23 protein-coding genes are annotated in these 26,608 nt (G+C 64.3%); 17 read left to right on the forward strand and 6 right to left on the reverse strand.

Annotation, left to right across the window (positions count from 1 at the left end):
• Positions 1-93: 93 nt before the first annotated feature.
• The 4 genes from DVU_RS05005 to larB form a co-directional block, all read right to left on the reverse strand.
• The gene (locus tag DVU_RS05005; RefSeq protein WP_010938358.1) at positions 94-1,266 is read right to left on the reverse strand and encodes a pyridoxal phosphate-dependent aminotransferase; all 1,173 of its coding nucleotides are present in this window, start codon (positions 1,264-1,266) and stop codon (positions 94-96) included.
• Positions 1,263-2,366 (reverse strand): glycosyltransferase family 4 protein, encoded by a 1,104-nt coding sequence (locus DVU_RS05010; RefSeq protein WP_010938359.1) that lies wholly within the window; start codon positions 2,364-2,366, stop codon positions 1,263-1,265. The genes DVU_RS05005 and DVU_RS05010 overlap by 4 nt, the downstream gene beginning before the upstream one ends.
• A gap of 9 nt (positions 2,367-2,375) precedes the next feature.
• A complete protein-coding gene (locus tag DVU_RS05015; RefSeq protein WP_010938360.1) occupies positions 2,376-3,437 on the reverse strand; it encodes a glycosyltransferase in 1,062 nt (353 codons plus the stop codon).
• A 125-nt stretch (positions 3,438-3,562) separates the two neighbouring features.
• Positions 3,563-4,333, reverse strand: coding sequence for a nickel pincer cofactor biosynthesis protein LarB (gene larB / locus DVU_RS05020; RefSeq protein WP_010938361.1), 771 nt, complete (start codon positions 4,331-4,333; stop codon positions 3,563-3,565).
• Between the two features lie 149 nt (positions 4,334-4,482).
• Between larB and DVU_RS05025 the strand changes: the two genes are divergently transcribed.
• From DVU_RS05025 to DVU_RS05060, 8 genes are all read left to right on the forward strand, one after another.
• On the forward strand, positions 4,483-5,916 hold the full coding sequence (locus DVU_RS05025) for a sigma-54-dependent transcriptional regulator (RefSeq protein ID WP_014524308.1): 1,434 nt from the start codon (positions 4,483-4,485) through the stop codon (positions 5,914-5,916).
• 347 nt (positions 5,917-6,263) lie between these two features.
• Positions 6,264-8,192, forward strand: a complete 1,929-nt coding sequence (locus tag DVU_RS05030; protein ID WP_010938363.1) for an aconitate hydratase — start codon at positions 6,264-6,266, stop codon at positions 8,190-8,192.
• Positions 8,193-8,219: 27 nt separating this feature from the next.
• Entirely contained in the window at positions 8,220-10,109 is a 1,890-nt protein-coding gene (locus DVU_RS05035) for a peptidylprolyl isomerase (RefSeq protein WP_010938364.1), read from the forward strand.
• 419 nt (positions 10,110-10,528) lie between these two features.
• On the forward strand, positions 10,529-11,020 hold the full coding sequence (gpt, locus tag DVU_RS05040) for a xanthine phosphoribosyltransferase (protein WP_010938365.1): 492 nt from the start codon (positions 10,529-10,531) through the stop codon (positions 11,018-11,020).
• An 85-nt stretch (positions 11,021-11,105) separates the two neighbouring features.
• A complete protein-coding gene (locus DVU_RS05045; protein ID WP_010938366.1) occupies positions 11,106-12,254 on the forward strand; it encodes a BMP family ABC transporter substrate-binding protein in 1,149 nt (382 codons plus the stop codon).
• Positions 12,255-12,279: 25 nt separating this feature from the next.
• Positions 12,280-13,344: an ABC transporter permease gene (locus tag DVU_RS05050; RefSeq protein ID WP_010938367.1), complete on the forward strand. Its 1,065-nt coding sequence runs from the start codon at positions 12,280-12,282 to the stop codon at positions 13,342-13,344.
• The gene (locus DVU_RS05055; protein ID WP_010938368.1) at positions 13,341-14,261 is read left to right on the forward strand and encodes an ABC transporter permease; all 921 of its coding nucleotides are present in this window, start codon (positions 13,341-13,343) and stop codon (positions 14,259-14,261) included. Before DVU_RS05050 ends, DVU_RS05055 begins: the two co-directional genes overlap by 4 nt.
• 4 nt (positions 14,262-14,265) lie before the next feature.
• On the forward strand, positions 14,266-15,840 hold the full coding sequence (locus DVU_RS05060) for an ABC transporter ATP-binding protein (RefSeq protein ID WP_010938369.1): 1,575 nt from the start codon (positions 14,266-14,268) through the stop codon (positions 15,838-15,840).
• Between the two features lie 428 nt (positions 15,841-16,268).
• On the opposite strand, the gene DVU_RS05065 is transcribed toward DVU_RS05060, so the two are convergent.
• Together DVU_RS05065 and DVU_RS05070 are read right to left on the reverse strand one after the other, a co-directional pair.
• Complete coding sequence (locus DVU_RS05065) at positions 16,269-16,859, reverse strand: hypothetical protein (protein WP_010938370.1); 591 nt, start codon at positions 16,857-16,859, stop codon at positions 16,269-16,271.
• Positions 16,860-16,920: 61 nt separating this feature from the next.
• Positions 16,921-17,583, reverse strand: coding sequence for a hypothetical protein (locus tag DVU_RS05070; RefSeq protein ID WP_010938371.1), 663 nt, complete (start codon positions 17,581-17,583; stop codon positions 16,921-16,923).
• A 195-nt stretch (positions 17,584-17,778) separates the two neighbouring features.
• Between DVU_RS05070 and DVU_RS05075 the strand changes: the two genes are divergently transcribed.
• From DVU_RS05075 to DVU_RS05115, 9 genes are all read left to right on the forward strand, one after another.
• Positions 17,779-18,705: a FlgO family outer membrane protein gene (locus DVU_RS05075; protein WP_010938372.1), complete on the forward strand. Its 927-nt coding sequence runs from the start codon at positions 17,779-17,781 to the stop codon at positions 18,703-18,705.
• 203 nt (positions 18,706-18,908) lie between these two features.
• The gene (gene rpmH, locus DVU_RS05080; RefSeq protein WP_010938373.1) at positions 18,909-19,043 is read left to right on the forward strand and encodes a 50S ribosomal protein L34; all 135 of its coding nucleotides are present in this window, start codon (positions 18,909-18,911) and stop codon (positions 19,041-19,043) included.
• Positions 19,031-19,420 (forward strand): ribonuclease P protein component, encoded by a 390-nt coding sequence (gene rnpA / locus DVU_RS05085; protein ID WP_014524309.1) that lies wholly within the window; start codon positions 19,031-19,033, stop codon positions 19,418-19,420. The genes rpmH and rnpA overlap by 13 nt, the downstream gene beginning before the upstream one ends.
• On the forward strand, positions 19,417-19,677 hold the full coding sequence (gene yidD / locus DVU_RS05090) for a membrane protein insertion efficiency factor YidD (RefSeq protein WP_010938375.1): 261 nt from the start codon (positions 19,417-19,419) through the stop codon (positions 19,675-19,677). Before rnpA ends, yidD begins: the two co-directional genes overlap by 4 nt.
• A gap of 7 nt (positions 19,678-19,684) precedes the next feature.
• Positions 19,685-21,289 carry a membrane protein insertase YidC gene (gene yidC / locus DVU_RS05095; protein ID WP_010938376.1) on the forward strand — a complete coding sequence of 535 codons (1,605 nt, stop codon included), beginning with the start codon at positions 19,685-19,687 and terminating at the stop codon, positions 21,287-21,289.
• Positions 21,290-21,327: 38 nt separating this feature from the next.
• Entirely contained in the window at positions 21,328-22,620 is a 1,293-nt protein-coding gene (locus DVU_RS05100; RefSeq protein WP_010938377.1) for a protein jag, read from the forward strand.
• Positions 22,621-22,693: 73 nt separating this feature from the next.
• Positions 22,694-24,067, forward strand: a complete 1,374-nt coding sequence (gene mnmE, locus DVU_RS05105; RefSeq protein WP_010938378.1) for a tRNA uridine-5-carboxymethylaminomethyl(34) synthesis GTPase MnmE — start codon at positions 22,694-22,696, stop codon at positions 24,065-24,067.
• Positions 24,068-24,241: 174 nt separating this feature from the next.
• Positions 24,242-24,928, forward strand: a complete 687-nt coding sequence (locus tag DVU_RS05110; RefSeq protein ID WP_014524310.1) for a 4Fe-4S binding protein — start codon at positions 24,242-24,244, stop codon at positions 24,926-24,928.
• Entirely contained in the window at positions 24,925-26,544 is a 1,620-nt protein-coding gene (locus tag DVU_RS05115; protein ID WP_010938380.1) for a 4Fe-4S binding protein, read from the forward strand. The genes DVU_RS05110 and DVU_RS05115 overlap by 4 nt, the downstream gene beginning before the upstream one ends.
• Positions 26,545-26,608: the final 64 nt, after the last annotated feature.

The following is a 26,608-nucleotide window of genomic DNA, read 5'->3' on the forward strand; positions in this document are numbered from 1 at the left end:
GGCGAGTGGTGGCCCTGAGTCGCCCTGTCATCCTGGAGCAGGGGAGGGGGCCGACGTTCAGCGTGGTGGTGGGCGTCTGTGCCGGGGCGGGGGTCAGCGTGCCATACGCTCCAGCATCCTGAACAGGGCAGGCATGGTTTCAGGATGGCGCACCTGCAACCTGATATGACCGGGGGGCATGCCGGTGATGTTGTCGCATACGCGTACGAGATAGCCTTCCCCCATGAGCGCCTGACGTGCCGTCTCGGGATGCAGGTGTGGCTGTAGCCGACAGGTCACAAAGCTTGTGCCCTCATGCAGTCCGCCAGCGGCGAAGGCGCCTGTCGCTTCAAGTGCACAGCGCATGGCCGACCGTGCTGCGCGAAGGCGCGGAAGCCGCGACCTGTACTGCGCGATGTCGCCCAGAAGCCGTGCGCCGAGTTGTTCGGCGTAGGTGCTGACCATCCACGGGGCGCGAATGGCTGCCAGCCTCTGCAAGAGCGCAGGAGACCCCACGGCATAGCCGCAGCGGATGCCGGCGCAGTGGAAGAACTTGGTGAGGCTGTGCAACGCCAGAACCTCGCGGTCGGGTCCTGTGGTGTTGCGGTAGACCTGCCACGCATTGGCCTCGTAGGCATCTTCGCCCCAGATGAATTCCCGGTAGGTGTTGTCCACGAGGACGATAGGCGAACGCACGGCGGCAAGCAGACCCTCCACCGGGCCGTAGATGGCACCGGTGGGGTTGTTGGGTGTGCAGAATACGGCGAGGTCGGCGTCTTCAGCGGCGATATCGTCGAGGTCTTCGGCCGTGAAAGTGAAGGGGGACGGTGTCGTTTCACTCCATGAGTGTGAGGCCTGAACGCCGCAGGGGGACGGTGTCTTCCCGTACAGCGGGCGCAGGGCGCGGGGTGTCACCACCCGGTACGCGATGTCGAGTGCGCGGCAGGCCCGTTCGTACTCGCCGAAGAGAGGGCCCAGCAGCAGCACCCTGCGAGGGCGCAAGGCCATGAACGCGAGCCAGATGAGTTCTGCGGAACCGTTGCCTGCCAGCACGTGGTCGACGGGCACGTTCTCGTGTGTCGCCACTGCCTCGCGTAAGAGCGAGGCTTCAAGGTCGGGGTAATGCTCGTGCGGGTAGGGCACCGCCGCCACGTGTGCGGCTGTCAGGTCGGCGCAGAGGATATTGCCGTTGGTGCCAAGGTCGACAACCTGCGAGACGTCGACCCCGAGGGCGCGGGCAATACGGTAGGCCTCGCCCCCGTGCTCGCCTTGTGCTGGTCCCGTCATGCCGTGTGCAGCCCTCTGCGTCGCAACAGCTGTGCGTAGATGTCTTCCAGCGCATCGACCCGCGCATGGATGGTGTAGCGCTCGCCTTCCGCATGGCTGGCCGCAGCCCACGCCTCTCGCGTGGCATGATCCGATGCCATCCGCCCGAGCGCGGCTGCCAGCGCATCGATGTCGCCTGCGGGAAAGAGAAGGCCATTCCCACGCACGAGTTCAGGTACGCCGCCCACGGCACTGCCGATGACGGGCAGCCCCATGCGGATGGCCTCCAGCATGGTGTTCGGGAGCGATTCGGTGCGCGACGGCAGAACGAACGCGTCCATGAGCTGCAACATGTCGCTCACTGATTCCGTATGCGGCACGAGATGCACCCTGTCCGCAATGCCGAGGGCCTCGCAGCGGGGACGCCACATGTCGTGCGACACGCCGACCATCAGCAACCGTGCCTCGCCGACATCGGCGCGGGCGAAGGCGTCGATGAGGATGTCGGCCCCTTTGACGGGGCTGTTCTGTCCCACGAAGCCGAATACCAGTGGCGCGGGGGAGGAGGAAGACCATGCGGCCTCTGCACCTCGGGGCGGAAGCCCGACCTGTTCGCGGGCAGTGTCGGCGGGCGTGCGGGGGGTCACACGGGCGTCATCGACACCATTATAGACGACGAACAGTTTGCCTGCCGGGGTGAAGAGACGCAGCACACGGGCGCAGGCCTGCGAATTGGCGATGAACGCATCCATGCCGGGTGAGATGTAGGGCAGGGGGTTGCCGGGCCGGTACATCACCCCTCTGTGGGCGCAGCATACAACGCCGCGATGCCGCCAGAACATGCCGTGCCATGCCACGAACTTGACCGCCCTGTTGTGGAAGGCGTGCACGACGGTCGGGCCATCGGCGGCGAAAAGCGCTTCGATGCTGGCCTTCCAGCGTTTCCTGTCGGCTGGCAGGGTGACGATGAGGTCGTCGTAGCCCATGCCGTGCATCTGCGAATCCTCGGGCAGGCAGAGCGATACGTGGTGCCCGCGCGTGGCAAGTTCACGGGCCTGATAGAATGCCTGACGCGTGCCGCCGCTACGGTTCGTCGACGAGCTTAGGATGATGATACGCATGGTGTTCAGCTATTTGTGACGGGTGTCGATGATGTGTTGCAGCCATGTTTCGAGTTCACGGGTGCACGTCGTGAGGTCGAAGGTCTGGCGACAGGCCTCGCGGGCGCGTTCGCGCAGGCGCAGCAGGTCCGGGGCGGGCAGGTTCAGGGCCTCTTCGATGCGTGCGGCGAAGGCTTCGTCGTCAGCGTCACGGGGGAGCATCCAGCGGGTGAGGTCGGCGGGAATGACCTCGCCCACGCCTCCCACATCACGGGATAACGGCAGAAGACCGGTCGCCATGCCTTCCAGCAGGGTGTTTGGCAGGCCCTCGCTATGCGAGGCAAGCAAAAAGATGTCCGACTGTTCCAGCAGCGAGGCCACGTCCGGCCTGAACCCGTGCCATACGACCCTGTCGGCGATGCCGAGAGATGCGGCAAGCTCTTTGAGGCGGGTTTCGGCGGACCCCGTGCCCACGATGTGGCACTCGAACGGTGTCACGATGCGCGCCAACGCTCGCAACAGCGTGTCGTGTCCCTTGTCGGGGTTGAGTTGCTGCGTTGCGATGAGCCGCCGCGGGGCGTGGGCGACAAGCGTGTGGTCTGTCGCTGTCTTGCCGTTGAGCACCGTGTGTACGTCTTCCGGGGTGATGTAGGGCAGGCTGCGGGTGAAGCCTTCGGCGATGAACCGGCAGGGGCACAGGAATGCGGGGCGTATGAGACGGTGCAGAAGGCGCGTTTTCAGCCGGTAGGGGATATCCTCGGGCAGGCCGATGCGCTGGATGACCGGTATGCCCATGATGCGGGCTGCAATGCCCGCCGTGGCAAGGTCCTTGCCGACGTTGACGCATACGATGTCTGTCGCGTGGCGGCGGAATTCGCTCATGAAAAAGGCGATGGCGCGCGGATTGAGGTCGGCACCAAACGAAACCTGACGCCCATGCCCTACGGCCTTGACGGCGGCTTCGACGAACGCGGGCTGCCTGCCGTAGATGTGCACGTCATGCCCGAAGGAGCAGAGGCGTTCGGCGAACGCCAGCGTCCAGCTTTTTACGCCCCCCCATTTGCGGGTGGCGTTGACAAAAGCGATGTTCATCGTAGGGAAGTTCCCTTGTTAACGTGTTCCGTCACCTTGGGTGAGGACGTGTTCGTTTGACGCATCAGTGCGGCAGGGACGTGCCAGCCGTGTCGTTGTCATGGTCGCCTCGGGGTGCGCCTCGCCTACCGTCTGTGGCTGCGCGTCATCTTCACGGCGAATGCCGCAGCCCCGTAGCCGTTGTCGATGTTGACCACGGCAAGGCCCGGTGCACAGGCGTTGAGCATGGTCAAGATGGCGGATAGACCGCCAAGCCCGGTGCCGTAGCCCACCGATGTCGGAACGGCGACCACGGGGGCTTTGACCAGTCCCGCCACGATGCCCGGGAGGGTCCCTTCCATGCCTGCCACGACGATGAGCGCCTTGGCTGCGGTGAGGGCGTCCATATGGGGGGTGAGTCGATGCAGCCCTGCCACACCGACATCAGACACCAGTCCCGCATCGATACCGTTGAAGCGCAGGGTCCCGAGGGCTTCGAATGCGACGGGCAGATCCGCAGCCCCTCCCGTGACGACGAGCACTTCGCCTTCGCTGCTGAACGGGGCCGACAGCCTGCGTGGCGGGCTCACGGCAAAAATGCCAGCTTCGGGCCACCATTCACCGTCGGGCAGCTGCGCCGAAAGCAGTCGTCCCTGTGCCTCGCCGACCCGCGTGACCAGCACCGGGCCTTCTGCCGCAAGAATCGTCACTGCGTGAAGCAACCGTTCGTCGTCCTTGCCTTCTGCGAGAACGACCTCTCCCATGCCGGTACGGGCCATGCGCTGCATGTCGAGGCACAGGCCTGCGGGCATGGTGGCGCAATGCGTCTTTTCAGCCTTGCATACCTTCGTGCCGTTACAGGACCCGGTCGGCACGGCAGGCCTTTCGTCCGGGGGCAGTCGTCCAGAATCAGGCATGAAGACTCCGACAGGAGTGATGTCGATGATGACAGAAGCCTATACGGGAGGTCTTGCGCGGGGGTCAAGGCATGTCATGATGCCATGCGCCCGTCTTTGAACGGCAAGATTGTTGCCAACGACTTCGCTTCTGGGTAGTTAGGGTGCGTATGTCAGCACGACGCATCCTTTTTCTGGCGCCCGCCCACGCCGTCACCCGCATCTACCCGCAGTTGCGGGATGCGGGGTATGAGGTCGGGCTTGCCGAAAACCTCAAAGGGGCCTCGGCCTTCATCCGCAAGTCGGGGCCGGATGTCATCTTCTCCCGTCCTTCGTTGCCGGGCTACAGGGTCGACGACCTGCTTGCCGTGGGTAGCGACGACCCGGCCTTCCCGCCCGTCATCGTCTTCACCGACCGGGGAACCCCCGAAGAGGCCGAGCAGCTTCTCGCGCTCGGTGCACGTGACTACTGGCTCGAACCGCTGACATTCGAGAAGGTGACGGCCGCTTTGCCCCGTCCGCGTCGTTCCGCCCCTGCCGCCCCTCCCCAGTCCACGCTGGGCGGGCGCAAGCCCGACCCCTTTCCGCCGGGGGCCCGCATCGTGGGGTCGCATCCCGCGTTGCGTCGCGTCCTCGGTCTGGCAAGGCAGGTCGCCCCGTCACGCGCCACCGTGCTCATCTCCGGCGAATCCGGGACAGGCAAGGAGATGTTCGCCCGTTGCCTGCATGGCTGGAGCGATCGCGCTGCGAACCCCTTTGTGGCCGTGAACTGCGCCGCCCTTCCTGAACACCTGCTCGAAAGCGAGCTCTTCGGTCACGAGCGCGGCGCCTTCACCGGAGCCATTGCCCGCAAGCTAGGGCGGTTCGAACTGGCCAACGGCGGTACCATCCTGCTGGACGAAATCTCCGAGATGGATCTTGGCTTGCAGGCGAAGCTGCTGCGGGTGCTGCAAGAAGGCGAGATAGACCGCGTGGGTGGCATGGAGACCGTCAAGGTCGATGTCCGCGTGCTCGCCACCACCAACCGGGACCTCGAAGAGTGGGTGAAGCAGGGCAAGTTCAGGCAGGACCTCTTCTTCCGGCTCAACGTCATACCCCTGCGGCTGCCTGCACTGCGCGAGCGCGGGGACGACGTGCTCGAACTGGCCCGTTTCTTCATCGACCTCTATGTACGCGACTACACGCTGCCTGTGCCCTCCCTGTCGGATGAGGCCATCGCATGGTTGCGTTCCTATGAATGGCCCGGCAATGTACGCGAGCTTCAGAACCTCATGGAGCGCGCCGTGCTGCTTGCCAATGGCGGGGCCATCACTCCCGGACATTTTCTGCTCGACCCCGATGCATGGCCTCTTTTCGAAGAGTCGTCCGACGCCGGTGACACCGCAGGTGTGCAAGGCGCTCCCGACAAGGGCGCACAGGTCGAGGCCGTCAACATTTCGGGCGGGGTCATCCCCCTGCACGAGATGGAGCGCATCATGATTCTCAAGGGGCTGGAGGCCACTTCCGGCAACCGGACGCAGGCGGCCGAGCTTCTGGGTATTTCCGTGCGTACGCTGCGGAACAAGCTCAACGAGTACCGCAGCATGGGCATAGACGTGGATTGACCTTCGGGTCTTTCCCGTCATCGAGACGGCAGACCGCCCGTTCGAGGGGCGGTCGTGACAGGACGCTGGCAGCGAACCTCATGCCCGCACGCACGCGGGCGGCCCGCCCGACGGGGCGGTTCGGGGCAGGCTGCTTGCGTGGCGTCGCCTGCTGGCGACGCCCGACCCGCCTGATCGTGGCGGGTGCGAGTCCGGCCCGACCGGATACCGGGGCTCCCCTCGACGTCTGCCGGGTGCAGATGTGACGGGATGCCCTTATACGTGTCAGGTGCGGTTTCGCATGGCAGCCGGAAGCGCAGCCTCCGGGTCGTTCCGGCAACTTAAGACAGCATCTACGGGAACACGACATGCCCCTGAACCAGACCCAGAAGATCATCAAGGCCCATCTCGTGCACGGCGACATGGCACCCGGTGCCCCCATTGCCCTGCGCATCGACCAGACCCTCACGCAGGACGCCACGGGGACCATGGCGTACCTTCAGTTCGAGGCCATGGGGGTGGACAGGGTGCGCACCGACCTTTCGGTGAGCTACGTCGATCACAACACCCTGCAGATGGGCTTCCGCAATGCGGACGACCATCGCTTTCTGCGCACAGTGGCGGCCCGGCACGGCATCGTCTTCTCCGCCCCCGGCAACGGCATCTGTCACCAGTTGCATCTCGAGAACTTCGGCCGTCCCGGCGCGACCCTTGTCGGTTCCGACAGCCATACGCCCACAGCCGGTGGCATCGGCGCCCTAGCCATGGGTGCCGGTGGCCTTTCCGTCGCTCTCTCCATGGCGGGCGAGCCCTACACCATCACCATGCCCAAGGTCGTCAACGTTCGGCTTGAAGGCCGCCTGACGGGATGGGCCGCCGCCAAGGACGTGATCCTGCATCTGCTTGGTCTGCTCACCGTCAAGGGTGGCGTGGGGCGCGTGTTCGAATACACCGGCCCCGGTGTGGCGACCCTCAGCGTCCCCGAACGGGCGACCATCACCAACATGGGGGCTGAACTGGGAGCCACGACATCCATCTTCCCCAGCGATGAAAGCACCCGCGCCTTCCTCGCGGCCATGGGGCGCGAGGCCGACTGGCAGCCGCTCGCCGCCGACGCCGGTGCCGTCTACGACGAGGAGGTCGTCATCGACCTCTCGCAACTGGAGCCTCTGGTCGCCACGCCGCACATGCCCGACAGGGTCGTCACCGTGGCATCGCTGGCGGGGCTCAAGGTCGATCAGGTGGCCATAGGTTCCTGCACCAACTCGTCCTATGCCGACCTCAAGAGCGTAGCGCAGGTCGTCGCCGGACGGCGCGTCGACTCCACCACCGACTGCATGATCTCGCCCGGCTCCAAGCAGGTGCTGCGGATGCTCGCCACCGAAGGCTTGCTCGAACCCCTGCTCGACGCCGGTATCCGCATGCTGGAGTGCACCTGCGGTCCCTGTATCGGCATGGGCGGTTCGCCGGTATCCGGGGGCGTGAGCGTACGTACCTTCAACCGCAATTTCGAAGGGCGCAGCGGCACCAAGGATGCAGGCGTGTACCTAGCCAGCCCCCTCACGGCGGCGATGGTGGCCCTGCATGGCGGGTTCACCGACCCCGCCACATGGGGAGAAGCCCCGGCGGTGCCCGAACTTCCCGCCGATGTGCCCTCCATCCGGCATCTCTTCGTCTTTCCCCCGGAGGACGGTTCGCAGGTCGAGGTGCAGCGCGGCCCCAACATCGTGGCCCTGCAAACCTTTGAGGGGCTGCCCGACAGGCTTGACGCCGAAGTGGTCATCAGGCTTGGGGATGACATCACCACCGACCACATCATGCCTGCCGGTGCGGAGATAACGGCCCTGCGGTCCAATGTGCCTGCCATCTCGCGCCATGTCTTCGGACGTGTGGATGCGGACTTCGTGAAGCGCGCCGAAGCGGCGGCCAACGGCGTCATCGTCGCCGGAGAGAACTACGGGCAGGGCTCCAGCCGCGAACACGCGGCCCTCGCCCCCCGTCATCTCGGCATCAGGGCTGTCATCGCCAAGTCGCTTGCCCGCATCCATCGCGCCAATCTCGTGAACTTCGGTATTCTCCCGCTCATCCTCGTGGACAAGGGGGATTATGAACGCCTTGAGCAGGGCGGCAACGTGACCATTCCCGTTGCGGACATCATCGCCGGAGGCGAATGCGCGGTTGCGCTGGCAGACGGCGGTTCCGTCCGTGTCCGGAACGATTTGACGGTGGACGAATTGGAGATTATTCGAGCGGGCGGACTCCTCAACTACGTCCGCAATGCGAGAACGCGCGGCTAGACGCCGCGATCATCATCAGGAGAAACTATGCTCGACGTCATACGTGGGCACGCCCAGTCTTGGGGCGTCAAGGTCGCCTTCGGCCTCATCATTGTCGTCTTCGTGTTCTGGGGCGTCGGCTCCATGCAGGAAGGCCCGACATCGGTCGTAGCCACGGTGAACAAGAAGCCCATCGTCATTCGCGACTTCATTCGTGAGTATGAGCGTCAGGTCGAATCGCTGCGTACCCGGTTCCCGGGTGTGACCGCGGATGAGCTCAAGAAACTGGGGCTCAAGCGGCAGGTGCTACAGCAGATGGTTGCCGAGACGCTCATGCAGCAAGAGGCCGAACGCCTTGGCATAACCGTGACGCCGTATGAGCTGCGTGCCGCCATCGACCAGATTCCGGCCTTCCGCGACGCGTCGGGCAAGTTCGACCCCGAGACGTACAAGAAGGTGCTCAAGGCACAGCAGACCGTCCCCGGTCGCTTCGAGGAAGGGGTGCGCAAAGACATGCTGGGCCGCAAGATGCGTGCGCTTGTCACCGCCGGTGCGGTCGTCACCGATGCCGAGGCGCGTGACATGTTCACCTACGCGCAGGAAAAGCGCAGCATTGACTACGTCCTCTTCCCGCTCGACGAATACGCTGCGGCAGCCAGCATCGAAGATGCCGCACTGCAGGCGTGGTACGACAGCAACAAGGCCCGGTTCACCGAACCGCAGAAGGTGCGCCTCGATTTCGTGCGCATCTCGGCCGAGTCGCTTGCCGCTGGCATCGACATCCCCGAAACGGCCATTGCGGCGTTCTACGCCGAGAACGCGGCGAGCTACTTCATGCAGCCCGAACGGGTGCGTGCCCGTCACATCCTCGTGCGTGTGCCTGAAGGTGCCGACGAGGCCACCGTACGGAAGGCCGAAGAGCGCATCGCAGACGCTGCGGCGCAGATCAAGGCCGGAAAGGACTTCGCCGCCGTGGCGGCCAAGGTCTCCGAGGACGGCAGCGCGCGCAACGGTGGCGAGCTTGGCTGGTTCGGTCGTGGCGAGATGGTGAAGCCCTTCGAGGACGCCGCGTTCGGTCTCAAGCCGGGCGAGGTCTCCGCGCCGGTGCGTTCGCAGTTCGGCTTCCATCTCATCAAGTCCGAAGGGCATGAGGCGCAGCGCCAGAAGGCCCTCGACGAGGTGCGCAACGAGATACGCAAGCGTCTGGCCGAAGAGAAGGCCATCGAGAAGGTGCACGACTCCCTCGACAACGCGCTTGAACTGGTGAGCGCAGGCAAGTCGGTGGACGAGATCGCTGCACAGCTGAAGCTGGAGCGTCAGACCTCCGAACCGCTGACCCGCGAAAGCGCGTCCGCCACGCTGGGGCTCAAGCCCGCCGACGTCACGCTGGCCTTCTCCGCACCTGCGGGGACGGTCATCGACACGCCCCTCGAGGCCGAAGGCGGTTACATCATCGCCCGTGTCGCCGAGGTCGCCCCCGAGCGCATTCCCGGTTTCGACGAGGTGCGTGACAAGGTCGTCGTCGCCGTGCGCGAAGACGAAGGCGCCAGACTGGCGCTCAAGGCCGCGGACGAGGCGCTTGCCGGGGTCAGGGACGGGCAGTTGCCCGGTGCGCTGGCCTCGCGGGTGAAGACCTCGCCGCTCTTCGGGCGCGACGGCAACATCCCCGGTCTGGGTGTCGACCCCGCTCTTGCCGCCGCGGCGTTCTCCGCGGAGAAGGGCGTATGGAGCGACAAGGCGCATGCTACTCCGCAGGGCGTTGTCGTGCTGCGCGTGCATGAGGTCGTGCGGCCCACCGACGCACAGTGGCAGGCCGTGGCCTCCACCGTGAAGGAGACCATCCTTGCCGCCAAGCGTGAAGAGATGTTCCGCGCCTTCCTCACCACTCTCCATGCGAAGGGCAAGGTCGAGGTGAAGGACGCCTCGGTGCTCGAATAGCCGGACGCATTCGCCGTGCCCCGTTGCAACGGGGTGACTGAAAGTACAGGGGAAGCCCGATGCGCCAGCGCGTCGGGCTTCCTTGCTTTCTTGCATAGGCAGGGCTGGCCGGAAAACACGAGCAGATGGTCTTGGTACCACGTCTGGCCCTGGGCTTTGCGAGCCTGCCATCGCCCCCGAGATGTAAGGGGCGAGCACTACTAAACCGCAGGGCGGCCTTGTCTCTGAAGCCCTGTACCGTTTCTGGATGGGCAGGCCTCACCGTCCGCGTGTGCCGCGTGTACCGCGTGTGCCGCGAATGATGTTTCTTGGATGAGCGGTGGTGCAACGGAACCTCCTTGACAACAGACGCAGGGCAGGGCAAGGGAGGGCCACACATCATCCGGCCATCCGTTTCCCAACACTTCCCGGAGGAGAGCGTGAGCACCGCCGACCGCTATCGCAAGGTCTTTCCCGTCACCTGGGAGCAATTGCACCGCGACGCCAAAGCGCTTTCATGGCGCTTGCTGGAAAAGGGCCCGTACAAGGGCATCATCGCCATCGCCCGGGGCGGCCTGGTGCCCGCTGCTGTCATCGCCCGTGAACTCGACATCCACCTTGTCGAGACCATCTGCATCTCAAGCTACCAGTGGCAGGAACAGACGAGCAGTCACAAGGTGCTGAAGACCGTCGAGGGGCGCGGCGAAGGCTGGCTCATCATCGACGACCTCGCCGACACCGGAGGCACCGCCCGCCTTGTGCGGGAGATGCTCCCCGAAGCGCACTTCGCCACTGTCTACGCCAAGCCCGCTGGCCGCCCTCTCGTGGATACGTTCATCACCGAAGTCAGTCAGGATACGTGGATACTCTTCCCGTGGGACTCCGAGGTGCAGTACGTGGTGCCTCTTGTCAATCAGCCGCAACAAAGCTAGATTCCAAGGTTTCCGAGCGATGCGAGCAGGGGGGCGGAGTTGCCCTGTCCCTGCCAAGCAAACCACCAACGCAGGGAGGAGCGCGATGCGCCGCATTATCGTTCTGCTTGCCGCCATGCTTGTCCTTTCCGGGCTTGCCGGATGCGGCGATGACAAGAAACCCGCACAGGAGGCCCCCAAGCAGGAGGCTCCCAAGCAGGAGGCCAAGGTCGAACAGCCTGCGGCCAAGGCGGGTGAAGACAAGAAGCTCCAGATCGGCCTCGTCTACATCTCCCCCGTGGGAGACGCCGGCTGGTCGTATTCCCATGATCAGGGCCGCAAGGCGCTTGAAGAGGCGGGTGGCGTCACCACGTCGTACGTCGAATCCGTGCCCGAAGGTCCCGACTCCGAACGAGTCATCCTGAACATGGCACGCAAGGGCTACGACATCATCTTCACCACCAGCTTCGGCTACATGGACCCCACCATCAAGGTGGCCAGCCAGTACCCCGACATCACCTTCCTGCATTGCTCCGGCTACAAGACCGCGCCCAACGTCAGCAACTATTTCGGGCGCATGTATCAGGCCCGCTACCTGACCGGCATGGTTGCCGGGGCCATGACCAAGAACAACATCCTCGGCTATGTGGGCGCGTTCCCCATCCCCGAGGTCATCCGCGGCATCAATGCCTTCACGCTGGGCGCACGCGCCGTCAATCCCAATGCGCAGGTGCGCGTGGTGTGGACAAAGACGTGGTACGACCCTGCGACCGAAAAGGAAGCCGCGAAGAGCCTGCTTGACGTCGGTGCCGACGTCATCGCCCAGCATCAGGACTCTCCCGGCCCGCAAGAGGCCGCACAGGAACGCGGCGTGTACTCCGTCGGTTACCATACCGACATGAGCGCGTTCGCCCCCAAGGCCCACCTCACTTCCGCCGTCTGGAACTGGAAGGACTTCTATCTTGATGTCGTGAAGCAGGTTCGTGCCGGCACGTGGAAGTCCGGTTCGTACTGGCCCGGTATCGAGTCCGGGGTCGTCGACATCGCCCCCTACGGTGAGATGGTGCCGCAGGACGTGCGTGCCCGTGTCGACGCCGCCAAGGCGGACATCAAGTCCGGCAAGCTCAAGGTGTTCACCGGGCCGGTCAAGGACCAGAAGGGCGCAGTGCGCGTCGCCGAGGGCGCCGTGCCCACCGACCAGGACCTGCTTGGCATGACCTGGTTCGTCGAAGGCGTCATCGGTACCACCGAGTAGTCGTAACATCTGGAGATTCCGGTACATGCTCGGATACCGTGTCGTGAAACGACAGGAGCCCCTTGAATGGGGCTCCTTTTTCATTTTTCTGCTGGCACTTGCCTTTTCGTTGTCGGTGAGCGGCCTCCTGCTCGCCATTCAGGGCAAGCCGTTCGCCGAGGGCATTCTCATCCTGTGGCGCGGTGGCTTCGGCTCGTTTGTCGCGCTCGAAGACACGCTTCTCAAATCCATTCCCATCTTCCTGTGCTCTCTGGGGGTTGCCGTGGCGTTTCGCATGCAGGTGTGGAACATCGGCGCCGAAGGGCAGTTCGCCTTGGGGGCTGTGGGTGCCACATGGGCGGTGATGACCTTCGGCGGTTTGCCGGGCTGGTTGCTCATGCCTGTCATGTTCCTGTGCGCTGCATTCGCCGGGGCCGCATGGGGCCTCATCCCCGCCGTGTTGCGTCTGCGTTTCGGGCTCAATGAGATCATCTCGACGCTGATGTTCAACTACATCGGCATCCTGCTGCTGCAGTACCTTGTCTTTGGTTCATGGAAGGACCCGACAAGCTTCGGCTTCCCCATGACGCCGATTTTTCCGGACGGGGCCATCATCGGGCGTCTGTTCGGGCGCATCCACTGGGGGCTTGTCGTCTGTGTCGGGGTCGCGGTGCTGCTTGGGGTGTTCCTGCGGCGCACGAGACTGGGCTTCGAACTTCTTGCAGGAGGTGAGAACCCGCGTGCTGCCCGGTATGCCCGTATGCCCTACGACTTTCTCGTATTGCTGGTGATGGGACTGTGCGGCGCGCTGGCTGGCTGGGCAGGTTGCATCGAGACCTCCGCCACGCTCAACAGGCTGCAGCCGAGCATCATGGTCGGCTACGGGTACACCGCCATCGTGGTCGCGTGGCTTTCGCGGCTACGTATCTCTTCCATCGCGTTCTTCGCCTTCCTTCTCGCCGGGTTGCGCGTCGGAGTCGAGAATCTGCAGCTCGACTTGCAGGTTCCGGCGGCCTTCGGCGGCATCATAGAGGGACTCATTCTCCTCTCTGTCCTCGCCGGGCAGTTCTTCGACAGTTACGCCCTGCGGCGTAGGGGGGGCGACGCATGACAATTGAAATGGTCATTCCCGTACTCGCAGCAGCTGTGCAGTGCGGAACCCCCATCCTGTATGCCACTCTCGGCGAAATGCTCACTGAACGCGCGGGGGTGCTCAACCTCGGCGTCGAAGGGATGATGATCATCGGCACGTTCACGGCGTTTCTCGCCCTGCACCTGACCGGTGACCCGTGGATTGCCGTGGTCGTGGCGGCCCTGTGCGGTGGTGCGCTGGGACTGGTGCATGGCATCGTGTGCCTCGTCTTTCAGGGCAATCAGGTCGTTTCGGGGCTGGCGCTCACCATCTTCGGTGTGGGCCTCGCCGACTATCTCGGCACGCCGTTCGTAGGCACGGTGACCACTGGCTTCACGCCGTTCAGTCTGCCCGTACTGGGCGATATCCCCGTACTGGGTGAGGTGTTCTTCCGGCACGATGCTCTCGTGAACCTGTCCTATGTGCTGCCCCCGTTGTTCTGGCTGTTCCTTGCCCGCACCCGTTGGGGGCTGGCGCTGCGCGCCACGGGTGAACATCCCGCAGCTGCGGCCGCGGCAGGTATCAACCCGGTGCTCGTGCGCTGGGCTGCGCTCTTCGCGGGCGGTGCCCTTGTGGGCATCGGCGGTGCCTATCTTTCGCTCGCCTACACCCATCTGTGGACGAACAACATGACCGCAGGGCGAGGCTGGATTGCCGTGGCACTGGTCATCTTCGCCTTCTGGAGGCCGGGGCGCGCCGTTCTCGGTGCCTATCTCTTCGGGGGCGTCATGGCTTTCCAACTCCGGTTGCAGGCCATGGGTGCCAGCGTGCCTTCCTCGTTGCTGCTCATGCTTCCGTATGCCTTGACCATCGGCGTCTTGCTGTTCTCGTCGGCGCGGGGCAAGGGGCGGGGTGCCCCCGCGGCACTCGGCGTCAACATCGAGCCCAAGGACTGACGCCATGACAGTAGCGAATGCGAATGACACCGCACCCCATGCGGATTCCACGACCCCGCAGACGGGGCGTACCGGCAGGGCCCTTCGTCACGATGTGACACCCGTGGTGCGTCTTGAGGGCATCGGCAAGAGCTTCGGCCCCGTGCGGGCGAACCACGACATCACGCTGGACATCGTCCCGGGCCGTATCAAGGCGTTGCTGGGTGAGAACGGGGCGGGCAAGTCGACGCTCATGTCCATCCTTTCCGGACGTCTGGCACAGGACACCGGCATCATCCATGTCGATGGCGAGGCGGTTCGCTTCCGTTCACCCAAGGATGCGCTCAAGGCGGGCATAGGCATGGTCTACCAGCATTTCATGCTGGTGGATTCCATGACCGTGGCCGAGAACGTGCTTCTGGGGCAGTCGGGGGCGTGGTTGTCGCCTGTCCACATGAGCCGCGTGGTCGCTGAACTCGCGGCCCGTTACGGTCTCGACATCGACCCCGCGGCACGCGTGTGCGACCTTTCCATGGGGGAGCGGCAACGGGTCGAGATTCTCAAGCTGCTGTATCGCGACAGCCGGGTTCTCATTCTCGACGAGCCCACCGCGGTGCTGACCCCCGGCGAGACCGAACAACTGTTCGAAGCCCTTCATCGCATGGCGGAGAATGGCAAGGCCATCGTCTTCATCAGCCACAAGATGCAGGAGGTGCTTGCCCTCGCGGACGAGATCGCCATCCTTCGTCGTGGCGAGGTCGTGGATGAGTTCCACGAATCGGAAGTGCCCGGAGAGGCTGAACTCGCCAATCGTATGGTGGGGCGCGAGGTCATCCTTGAAGTGGCTGCCGAACCGCTGGAACCCGGCGACCGGGTGCTGCATGTCGATGGACTTGCCGGTGACGGCCTCAAGGGGCTTTCATTCGAGGTTCGCAAGGGGGAGGTCTTCGCCATCGCTGGCGTAGCCGGGAACGGACAACGAGAGCTCGTCGAATGTGTCACCGGGCTTCGCCGTCCTGCCGAGGGCGAGGTCGAACTTCTGGGTATCCCGTGGCGTCAGTTCTTCACGAAGGCACCGCGACAGGGCGGGCTTGCCTACATCCCCGAAGACCGGCAGGGGCTGGCCACGTGTCTGTCTCTCGACCTTGTGGACAATTTCCTGCTCACTGCGCGTGGCTGCTTCACCCGTGGGCCTTTTCTCGACAGGAAGTCGGCCGATGCCGCCGCACGTGACATTCTCGCCGAATACAATGTCCAGCCCGGTCGCGCCGAAGCGCCAGCCCGGTCACTGTCGGGCGGCAACTTGCAGAAGCTGGTCGTGGGGCGTGAGTTCTACCGCAAACCATCGCTCATCGTGGCCGAGAACCCCACACAGGGTCTGGATATCGCGGCGACAGAGGAGGTCTGGGCCAGATTGCTCGAAGTGCGCTCCCATGCAGGTGTCCTGCTTGTCTCGGGAGACCTCAACGAGGTACTGGCATTGGCAGACCGTGTCGCTGTCATGTACCGCGGATGCTTCATCGGCCTGCTTGACCGCAGTGACACCAATAAGGTGGACGCCATCGGTCTTATGATGGCCGGGGTTTCGTGCGAAGGTTAGCTGCGTTCTGATTCATAGTGCGTACAAGAAGGCCGGGGCAATGCCCCGGCCTTCTCGCTGCTGTCGAAGGGCAGCAGCCTCGAAAAGCACGAGGAGACGGGATTCATTCCCGTCGTGCGCGAATGCCTTTTCGTGCCTACCATCGGTACAGCGTTGTGGTGACGGTTCAAGGCCCGAGAGAGGGGCGTGTCGTCATGTTGTCGGCCGGGGCGTTGCTCCGGCCTTCTTTCCCATGAAGTGAACCATTGCAATGAAGATGCGGGAGTGGGGCAGGAAGAGACCCACCCGCACGGCGGATGGGTCCGAAAAGGGTGTCTGTGACGTCTGCGTGGTGTCCATGGTGGGCATCACAGCGCATCGCGGTCCGTGGGCATGGGGCGTCACCCGTAACGCTGCGCATGCCGTCAGCAGAGTGAGGCAGCGTCACATCAGCCGATGGTCTTCGTGTCGGATGCCGCGGTGGCGTCCACCGCGGCGGGTTCCTGTGCGTTGCAGTCGGCGGGGGGCGTACAGGAACCACACCCCCCGGAACAGCCGCCCCCGGACATGGAAGGGCAGGCAGGGGCTTCGTCCTGTGTCTCGTGCAGGTCTTTCATGTGCGGCAGCAGGGCCTTTGTGGCCAACGCAGATTTCGCATCGATGAACACTTCGCCGCCACTGATGCGGACGTCGAAGCTGGTGACCACACGTCTGTCGCCGGGGTGGATGAGCCCTTTCTGGCGCACCATCTCTTCGATGATGCCCTCGAGCGCCTCCCGTGCGTCGTCGTCAAGCCCGAAGCGGGCGATGGACTTCCTGAAGTTCGCCCTCCACCGTTCTTCGGGGAGGAACGCGGCGTTCCATGCGAAGATGCCAAGACTCACGGCGTTTTCGGGGCCGCTGAGGTCGGGTGCCACGGCAAGAAGGGGGCGACAGAAGTCGCGCAGTTCCTTGGCGAACGGGTCCATGACGCGTTCGGCCTTGCGCTGGCGGATGGCTGCGATGCGTTTCTTGAGCTTTTGCGGGTTCCTGCCGGACATGGCGGCTCCTTGTTGCGGTGTTCCGGCTGGATGTAGGAGGTTTCGCCTGCTCTGGCAAGACTCAGCGACGGCGCGAACGTGCCCAGAGGGCGAGTCCTGCCATGCCTACGAGGTAGCCGATGCCGCCGAAAATCTCCGGCAGTCGCGGGCCGCCAGCCGTGCTTGCCGCAATTGAGTGGCGCAGGGGGGCAAGCTTGGCTTCGAGTGCTTCGTCAATGATACGGCGCATGGTGGCTTCGTCGATGTTCCGGGATGTGGCTGGCACGGCGGTCTGCGATTGCGTCGCCTGCGGGGCTGTAGGGGAGGCTGCTGCCACCACCGGTGCTATGGGCTGTGCGCCGGGGGCTTCGGCTGAGAGATAGTCCTCAGGGGTGAGTTCCCATGTGTTGCGGTGCCCTTCGCTGGCTTGCAGTTCAAGACGCAACGTGGCCTTGCGCTGGCGCATGGCATCGGTGATGGGCAATGTGGCCTTTCCCTGTTCGTTCGTCGTCGCTTCACCGAGGACCGTTCCGTCAGCGGCGTCGATGGCGGTCACCTTGCTGTTGCGGGCGGGATTGCCGCTGTTGAAGGTCGCCTCGGCGATGATGTTCCCACCTTCTGCCCATGCGAAGATGTTCACGCGGTGGGCGAGGGCCGGGGTGGCGAGGGTGATGGCAAAGACGAACGTCAGAACGGATGCAGACAGACGGGAGAGGCCCGTCGAGATGGCGGAGTGGATGATCATGGTGCCTCCTTTGGCGAAAAGGCTGCCGAAAAATGTCATGACTTGCAATCAGAAAAGTATACGAATCATGCTGGCGTAACACGCATCTGATCTCTGGCTGTGAGATGTCTGGGGGGTGTAAAGTATTCACACCGTCTGCCGATACTAGAGAGGCAGGGGTTTCCATATGTTCGCCCGAAAGGGCCGGAGGAGACGATGAACATCACGCGGATACCGTCAGCGTTCGTGCTGGCTTTCGTACTGGCTGTCGCCTCTCCGGCGCTGGCAGAGGGTGACCTCGCCGAGATAGGCTCTGGTGAGCGGGCCGGTAAGCAGGGCGAGGCTATGCTCGATTCCGCCGACGCCGTGGCCCGGTCGCTGCATGATCAGTTGCGGCGGCATGGCAAGGATACGGGCACGATACTGGTGGCATCACTGACAGACCTCGAGGATATGGACGCGTCGAGCCCCTTCGGCAGGCTTGCCATGCAGCAGATAGCCTCACGGCTGGGAAGCCGGGGCCATGAAGTCGTCGAGGCACGGTTGCGGCGCGATTACGTCATAGCCCCTGAAAAGGGCGAACAGATGCTCACCCGCGACGTTACGGCCCTTCGTGCGTCCGACCATCCGGCATGGGCCGCCCTTGTGGGCAACTACAGCCGTGCAGGGGAGACGGTCTTCGTCTCTGTGCGTGTGGTCCGCCTTGTGGATGGCGTGCAGCTGGCAGCCGAAGAGTACCGTCTGCCCCTGCGTGGAGAAGTGAAGCAGCTGTTCGTCGCGTCGTCCGGACGTGCCAACCAGTGGGCGCACTACGCCATGCGCGACCCTGCCTTTGTCGTGGGAGGTGCCCAGCCGCAGGCTTCGGCAGCATCGGGGCCGCAGGTCGCCTCGCCTGCCGACCCGGCACTCATGCCACAACTCAAGGCTTTTCCGCCCTTCGGTGCGGAGGGGCGCAAGGTCGAACCTGCGCGTGGTGCCGTGAAGAAGTCGAAGGCCGCCAAGTCCAGACCCGCGACGGCCAAGGCGAAGAGCGTGTCGAAGCAGAAGCCGAAGGCCGTCTCCAAGCCCTCCGCGAAAGAGGGTGGGGCCCCTGCACCATCGCCGCTGGACACGCCCGGCCCGAATGGACTCAAGGATGCCTGAAGGCGCCCGTCGGGCGGCACTGCGGGCGACACCGGCGGGCGACCCGGCCCGTCACGCTTTTAGAGGTTGAAATCCGCCGGGAAACAGCCTAGAAAGCTGCACGCGAATGTCTGCCCGGGGCGATTGCGCCCCAGAGGCTGCTCTTGACGCGGGCCGTGCCACCCGGTACAAAGGTCCGTTCATATTTTTTGAAGGAGAAAACCATGAAGAGAACCTACCAGCCGAGCAAGATCAGAAGGAAGCGTAGCCTTGGTTTCCGCGCACGCATGGCCACCGCTGCCGGTCGCGAGATCATCCGCCGCAGGCGTGCCAAGGGGCGCAAGAAATTAGCCGCCTAACGTTCACCCATAGCCACCGACTGACCCGGCGGCCTGAGTTTCAAGCCTGCTATGGAGCAGGCCGCCGTTTTTTTTCAAAGAACTTCGTGCTGTTCGTCATGGAACGATCGGCCGACCCCGAAGGCTGGCGTCTGGGGCTGGCGGTCACGCGAAAGACCGGAACGGCCGTGCAGCGCAACCGCGTCAAGCGAGTGCTGCGTGAGTTCTTCAGGTTACATCAGCATGTGTTGCCCGATGATGCCGACATCATCGCGGTGCCCAAGCGCCATCTCAGGCCAGAGCGGGTCACACTCGGCCTCGTCACGCAGGAACTCCTGCCCCTGGTAGCGGCCCTCCGCCAGGACGCGACCCGCACGGCGGAAAACGGAGCGCCATGAGCGTTATGCTGCGCAGACTGGTGGTGCTGCCTGTCAGATTCTACCAGTACTGCATCTCCCCCCTCTTCCCGCCCGCCTGCCGGTATGTACCCACATGCTCGGCCTATACTGCCGAGGCCGTCATGAGGCACGGCGTCATGCGTGGTCTGTGGCTTGCCGCGCGTCGCATCCTGCGTTGCCATCCGTGGTGCGCCGGAGGGCACGACCCGGTTCCGCCCGTTCCGCCCCAAAGATATCCAAGCGCACAGGAGCACTAGACATCCCATGGAAAACAAGCGCGCCATCATAGCCGTCGTTCTCAGCTTCATCGTCCTCGTAGGATGGGGCTATCTCTCGGAATACATGGGCTGGACGCCCAAATCCGTTCCGGCGACCGAACAGAAGACTGCTGCTTCCGCACCCGCACCGTCAGTCGTGACCTCCGCACCGGAGGCCGTGACCCCCGCCCCCGCCTTCTCGCCTTCCACCGGTCATGAAGTGACCGTGACGACTCCCCTCTACAAGGCCGTCCTTCATTCCGGTGGCGGTGTGCTGCGCCAGTTCATGCTGTCGCGCTACCACATGGGCATCGACCGCGATGCCGCCCCGGTGAATCTCATCGAATCTTCCGCCATCCGCGTGGCGCCGCTGGGCCTTCTGGTCAACGGGCAGCCCTCGTGGAATACGGGGCAGTGGGCCTTTGAAGGTGGTGACCTGAACCTTGCCGACGGGCAGACGGGCACCTTGCGGTTTGTGGGGTCGGTGGACGGGCTGCGCGTTGTGCGCGAGCTTGAATTCCATGCCGACAGCTATCTCGTCACCGAGAAGCTGCACCTTGCGCCCGAGGGCGACGCCCCCCGCACCGCGCGCGTGGGGTTCACCCTTGGCACCACCAGCCTCACCCCGGGTGAGAGCCAGTACAACCTGACCCGTGTGGCATGGTTCGCAGACGGCAGCTTCAGTGAGAAGTCCAGCACCGGCGATCTTGAAAAGGGCGTTCTCATCGACGGTTCCATCGACTGGGCCGGGGTGATGAGCAACTACTTCCTTGCCGCCGTGGCGCCCAAGGACACCCGCGCCGTTCTCAAGGGCAAGCTCGAAGGCGGCGTGTACCGCGTTGCGGTCGAACGCCCCGACCAGATGGTCAACCCCGGCAACAGCGACGTCATCGTCTGCAACTACTGGTTTGGCCCCAAAGAGCGCGACCTCCTGAACGCAGCGCCCAACAATCTCGGCAAGGCCATCGACCTTGGCTGGTTCGGCTTCATCGCCCGCCCGCTGGTGACCCTGCTCGACTTCTTCTACAAGTACGTGGGCAACTACGGCACCGCCATCATCCTGCTCACCATTCTCATCAAACTCGTTTTCTGGCCGCTTTCGCACAAGAGCTACAAGTCCATGGAGCAGATGAAGAAGCTCCAGCCCATGCTCGCCAAGGTGCGTGAGAAGCATGCCGACGACCGCGAGAAGATGAACGAGGAGATGATGCGCCTGTACAAGACCTACAAGGTCAACCCCGCAGGCGGCTGTCTTCCCATGCTGGTGCAGATTCCCGTGTTCTTCGGTCTGTATCAGGCCCTTCTCAATGCCATTGAATTGCGTCATGCCCCGTTCATCGCCCATGTGCCCTTCACCGACATCGTGTGGCTTGCCGACCTTTCTGCCAAGGACCCGTTCTACGTCACCCCGCTGGTGATGGGGGCGACCATGTTCCTCCAGCAGAAGCTCACGCCTCCCGCGGGAGACCCCACACAGGCCAAGGTGATGATGTTCATGCCGGTGGTGTTCACCTTCCTGTTCCTGAACTTCCCTTCGGGTCTTGTGGTCTACTGGCTGTGCAACAACGTCCTGTCCATCGCCCAGCAGTGGTGGATTCTGCGCAAGGCCTGATTCCCACGTTGAATCCGCGACAAGCGACGAGGTGATGCATGGACGGTTACAAGGACTTTCAGGGTAAGACCCTGGATGAAGCCATACGCGAGGCCTGCTCGTATTTCGATGCGCCCCGCGAGAAGCTCGAGATAGACATCATACAGGATGCCAAGAGCGGCATCTTCGGACTGGTGGGTGTGCGCAAGGCCAAGATCAGGGCCCGTCGCGTGCAACTCAAGACGACTGTGGAAGAACTCGTCGGGCGCGGTCGGGAGGCTGCATCCCCTGCCGAAGCCTCTGAAGGCGAAGGCAAGGCGCGTTCATCGCGTCGTCCGGCGAAGCCCGTGCGAGAGAAGCGCGAGACGGCATCCGAGGATGCGCCCAAGGCCTCTTCGGCCGATGGTGACGATGCGGCACCTTCGCGGCAGCCCCGCGGCGAACGCGGTCGCAGTGACCGTCAGCCCCGTGAGGCCCGTGCCCCGAAGTCCGAGGCCGCCGTTGCCGAGTCGGATGCTGGCGCCGCGGCGACCGAACAGTCCGAAGCCATGGACGGCGAACAGCGCGAACGTACCGGCCGTCGTCGTCGTCGTGGCGGTCGCGGTCGTGGGCGTTCGCAGAATGGCGAACGTGCAGCGCAAGAGGCGACAGGTACGGCCGAGGCCGAAGCGCAGGGCACGGCAGACGCCGCCCCAGCACAAGAGCCCGCGACTCCTGCCCCGCGCGGCAGGGGACAGAACCGGCCCGCCCCGGCGCGTCGTTCCGCCCCGCCCGCAGCCTCTTCCGTCGCTGCCTCTGCCGAAGGCTTCGAAGACTTCGCCGACGGCGGCGATGACGCCACCCCCGAAGGTCTGCCGGATATCCCTCTCGCCGACCTTGATCAGGAGCTTGTGCGTAGCGTTGCGCTCGAAGTGACAGGCAAACTGGTTGCTCCCATCATCGGCGAGGCCGCGCTCACTGTCGACCTTGCCGACGGTCGCATCAAGGTCACCGTCGATTGTGGCGACAACTCCGGATTGCTCATCGGGCGCGAAGGGCAGACCCTCGCCTCCATACAATACCTCGCTTCGCGTATCGTGGCCCGCAAGCTCAACGCGGCCGTGCGCGTCCAGCTTGACACGGGCGACTACCGCGAGCGTCAGGACGAGAAGCTTCGTGAACTTGCGGTTTCCCTCGCCGAGAAGGCACGCGCGACAGGCAAGCCCCAGTCCACCCGCCCCCTCAGTTCCTACCATCGCCGGGTCGTCCATCTGGCCTTGCAGGAGGAAGAGGACATCGTCACCCGCAGCAAGGGTGACGGTCCGCTCAAGCGCGTCATCGTGCTCAAGCGTCGCAAGTCCCCCGCCGCGTAGCGGCGGTCTGCCAGTCATCACGACGGGGGAGCCTTTGAAAGGGTTCCCCCGTTTTTTCCGTTCAGGAGTCCCTATGCAGCACGACGACACCATCGCCGCCATCGCCACGCCACTAGGTCAGGGGGGCATCGGCATCATTCGTATCAGCGGGCCGGCCAGCCTTGAGGTGCTGCGGGCACTGTTCAGGCCGTCTTCTTCCCGGTTCGGGGGCTTCAGGCCATGGACGCTGCATCATGGAACCATCACCGACGGGTGCGACCCCCTCGACGATGTTCTCGCCGTGCATATGCCGGGGCCGCGGACCTTCACCGGAGAGGACGTGTCGGAAATCCACTGTCACGGCGGTTCCGGTGTCCTTGCTGCGGTACTGGAGGCGTGTGTCAGGCATGGTGCGCGCTATGCGGAACGCGGAGAGTTCACCCGTCGTGCGTTCCTGAACGGACGCATGGACCTGACGCAGGCCGAGGCCGTGGCGGAGATGATCGCCGCGCCGTCGCGTGAGGGAATGCGCCTTGCGCAGGCAAAGCTGGATGGTCTTCTGGGGCAGAGGGTCGGCGCGTTGCGTGCCCGTCTGGATGCGTTGCGGATGCAGTTGTGCGTGGCTGTCGATTTTCCGGAAGAGGAAGTGGAGTGTCTGGCGCCCGAGGCCTTTCTCGCTGAAATCGAAGCCGTACGGCAGGGCGTTGTGGAACTTTCGGCAGGGTATGCCAGAACCCGGTGCTGGCAGGACGGAGCGCTTGTCGTGCTGGCTGGGCAGGTCAATGCCGGGAAGTCAAGCCTCATGAACGCCCTCCTCGGCAGACGTCGTGCCATCGTCACCGATTTGCCCGGTACGACCCGTGACTTCATCGAGGAGCCCCTGAACCTGTCGGGCCTTGCCATCAGGCTTGCCGACACGGCGGGGCTGCGTGAAACAGGGGATATCGTCGAGCAGGAAGGCGTGCGCATGAGCCGCGACCTCGTGGCGCAAGCCGACCTCGTCCTGCTGGTCACCGATGCGACGCAAGGTTTGCAGGGGCCGGAACTCGAACTCCTGCGTCATGCCGGGCCGGAGAGGGTGCTTGTCGTCTTCAACAAGACCGACCTTCTGGAGGGGCGCATCTTGCCGTCAACCCCGGAGGGCTGCCGTTCCGTTCATGTGGCCGCAGCCTCGGGAGACGGGGTCGAATCGCTCGTCACGGCCATCCGTGCTGCTGTGCTTGCGGCGACGGGTGCAGGAGAACCCGAAGCGGGCGAACTCGCCCCCAACATGCGGCAGGCTGCTGCACTGGACAAGGCCGCGACAATCCTCGATGAACTCGCCGGGGATATACGGGCGCACGTGCCCTACGACCTTTGCGGGGTGCGCCTCGACGGGGCTTGCGCTGCCCTCATGGATGTCACCGGGCAATCCACCCCCGAAGCCATCCTCGACGCCATCTTCGCCAGCTTCTGCATCGGCAAGTGACCTGTGGGTGGACGGCTTGCGCACCACTGGGCGACACAGGGGCCGGACGTCCGGGGGGGCCCTGCCTTGGCGGTGGTTACGGCCGTGTGACCCGCGTCACAGACATGCACCTGTGATGTCGCCAGTATCAGGCATGTGCAACGCATACTGTACCTTTTCCCTGTGAGGTTCTGCATGTCCGAACGCGCTGTCTCCAGTTGCATGATCACCGTCTGCCGTGGGTTCGAACCGGGACGGTGCCGCTTCTCCCTCGTCGAGGGAGGCCTTTCTTCCGCAGATGTCGATGCCGCTGTCGCCGCGACCGGATGGGATGACTTCGTGAAATCGAGGGCACGCGGCCCACTCATGCAGCATGATGCCTTCAAGGTGGCATTGACGGGCTGCGCCAACGGTTGTTCACGTCCGCATATCATGGATGTGGGACTCATCCGGGCTGAACGCCCCGGTGCCGCCGATGACGCCTGTACCGCCTGTGGGCTTTGCATCCGTCAGTGTCCGGAAGGTGCCCTGACACCTATGGGGAACGACTCCTCGTGCCCCGCGACCATGTGCGCGCGTCCGGCAGGGACGCCGGTGCTGGATGTCGCTTCGTGTGTTTCATGCGGTCGCTGCCTGCGGCGCTGCCCGGAACATGCGTTGCCTGTCGTCGCTGCGGGCTGGCGCATTGTCGTGGGCGGTCGTCTCGGCAGACGCCCCCGCCTTGCGACCGAACTTCCGGGCATCTTCGATGATGCTACGGCCCTTGTGATTCTCGACCGTGCGGCCCGCTGGTTCATGCGTGACCATCGCCCCGGCTTGCGTTTCGCCGACATCGTGGCGAAATCTCCCGAAGGGCTGTCTGCACTGGTGGAGGGCGTATGACACCGCATACGAAACCCTGCGGCGGATGCCGTGACACCGCCGGAGAGGGCACAGCACGGGTGCCAGGACAGTCCGCAACCGAAGGGGACGACAGCGCCCTGAAGCACGAACAGGGCAAGTCTGCCCCTGCCGTTTCAGAAGATACGGCGCCAGACTCCATGATGGCAGGGGACGTTGCCGTTTCGTCTGGGCAGATGGCGAAACGGAGAGTCGCGCAAGGCGACGGAGAAGAAGCCAGCCCCTCTATCACCCCCCCGCAGGGCGAGACCCCTGCAGGGTTAACCCGTCACCTGCTGCCGTGGTTGCCTGTCGTTGCCGCGCTGCTTCTGGCTGCCAATGCACTCCGCCGCGACGCATGGGGGCTGCTTGGCCTCTGGTGTGTCGTGGCCTGTCTTGCCTGTACCCGGCAGGCATGGGCCCGCATCGTCGTGGCGTTGGCCCTGTGTGCCGGGGTGGTGGTCTGGGCAGACACCACGCAACAGTTCGTGTCGTTCAGGATGATGGCCGGATTGCCGTGGGGGCGGCTTGTGGCCATCATGGCGACTGTGGGGGGCATCACGGCCCTGTCTTCGCTCGTACTACTGGGGCGCGCCGGGGAGGCCCGCTACACCTCCGGGCGTGACATGGCCGGTGCACAGGCGTGGGCAGCCCTGCTGACCTTTGCCGGACTGATGTGGATACGGCATGCCACGGGCCCGCTCACGCCGTTGCTCGCTGACAGGCTATGGCCGGGAAGTGGCATGGTGCAGGCCGCTTTGATGGCCGTCTATGCGGCATGGGCGGTGGGCAGGCTTGCCGACCCGAAGCTGTCGCGCGTCTGGCGGCCGAGACTGTGGGCGTTGTTCAGCTTCGTCTTCTCTATGCAACTGGCCCTCGGACTCATCGGGTATGACATCTTTCTCATGACGGGCAGGCTGCATCTGCCGGTTCCCGCACTCATCCTCGCCGGGCCACTCTATCGCGGTACCGGGTGGTTCATGCTGGGGCTGTTCACCTTCTCCACGCTGCTCCTGGGGGCGGCGTGGTGCAGCCATCTCTGCTATATCGGTGCATGGGATGACATGGCGTCAAGGCGCAAGCGTCGTTGCGGGACACTGCCCAACCATGCGGGGCGGGTGCGGTTGGGCATCGCCCTGCTGGTGTTCGGCGGGGCCGTGGCATTGCGTCTGCTTGGTGTCGGCCCCGTTGCCGCCTTCACGGCCGCGGCGTGCTTCGGCCTTGCCGGAGTGGGGGTGATGCTGGCCGTCAGTACACGTCGAGGCGTGCTGGTGCATTGCACGACATACTGTCCCATGGGACTGCTGGCCGACGTGATGGGCAGGCTGACACCGTGGCGGTTGCAGGTCGATACGGGCCGTTGCACCCGCTGCGGGGCGTGTTCCGCCGTATGCCGTTACGATGCCCTCACCCCCGCCGACATCGAAGGCGGTGCCGCCGGTTTCACATGCAGCCGTTGCCGCGACTGTCTTGCCGTCTGCCGCCATGGGGCCATGCGTCTGACGTTTGCGGGGCGTGGCATCGTCGGCAGACTGGCTGGCGGCGTTCGTGCCGAGACTATTTTTGTCGTCACTGCCGTCACGTTGCATGCCATCTTTCTTGCGGTGGCGCGGATGTGAGGGCTTGCTGCAGGATTGGGGCTTTACGGAACACCCCCGGTTCATGTATGAAAACCGCCGCGAC

The sequence above is a fragment of the Nitratidesulfovibrio vulgaris str. Hildenborough genome (assembly GCF_000195755.1).
Classification (GTDB): Bacteria; Desulfobacterota; Desulfovibrionia; order Desulfovibrionales; family Desulfovibrionaceae; genus Nitratidesulfovibrio; species Nitratidesulfovibrio vulgaris.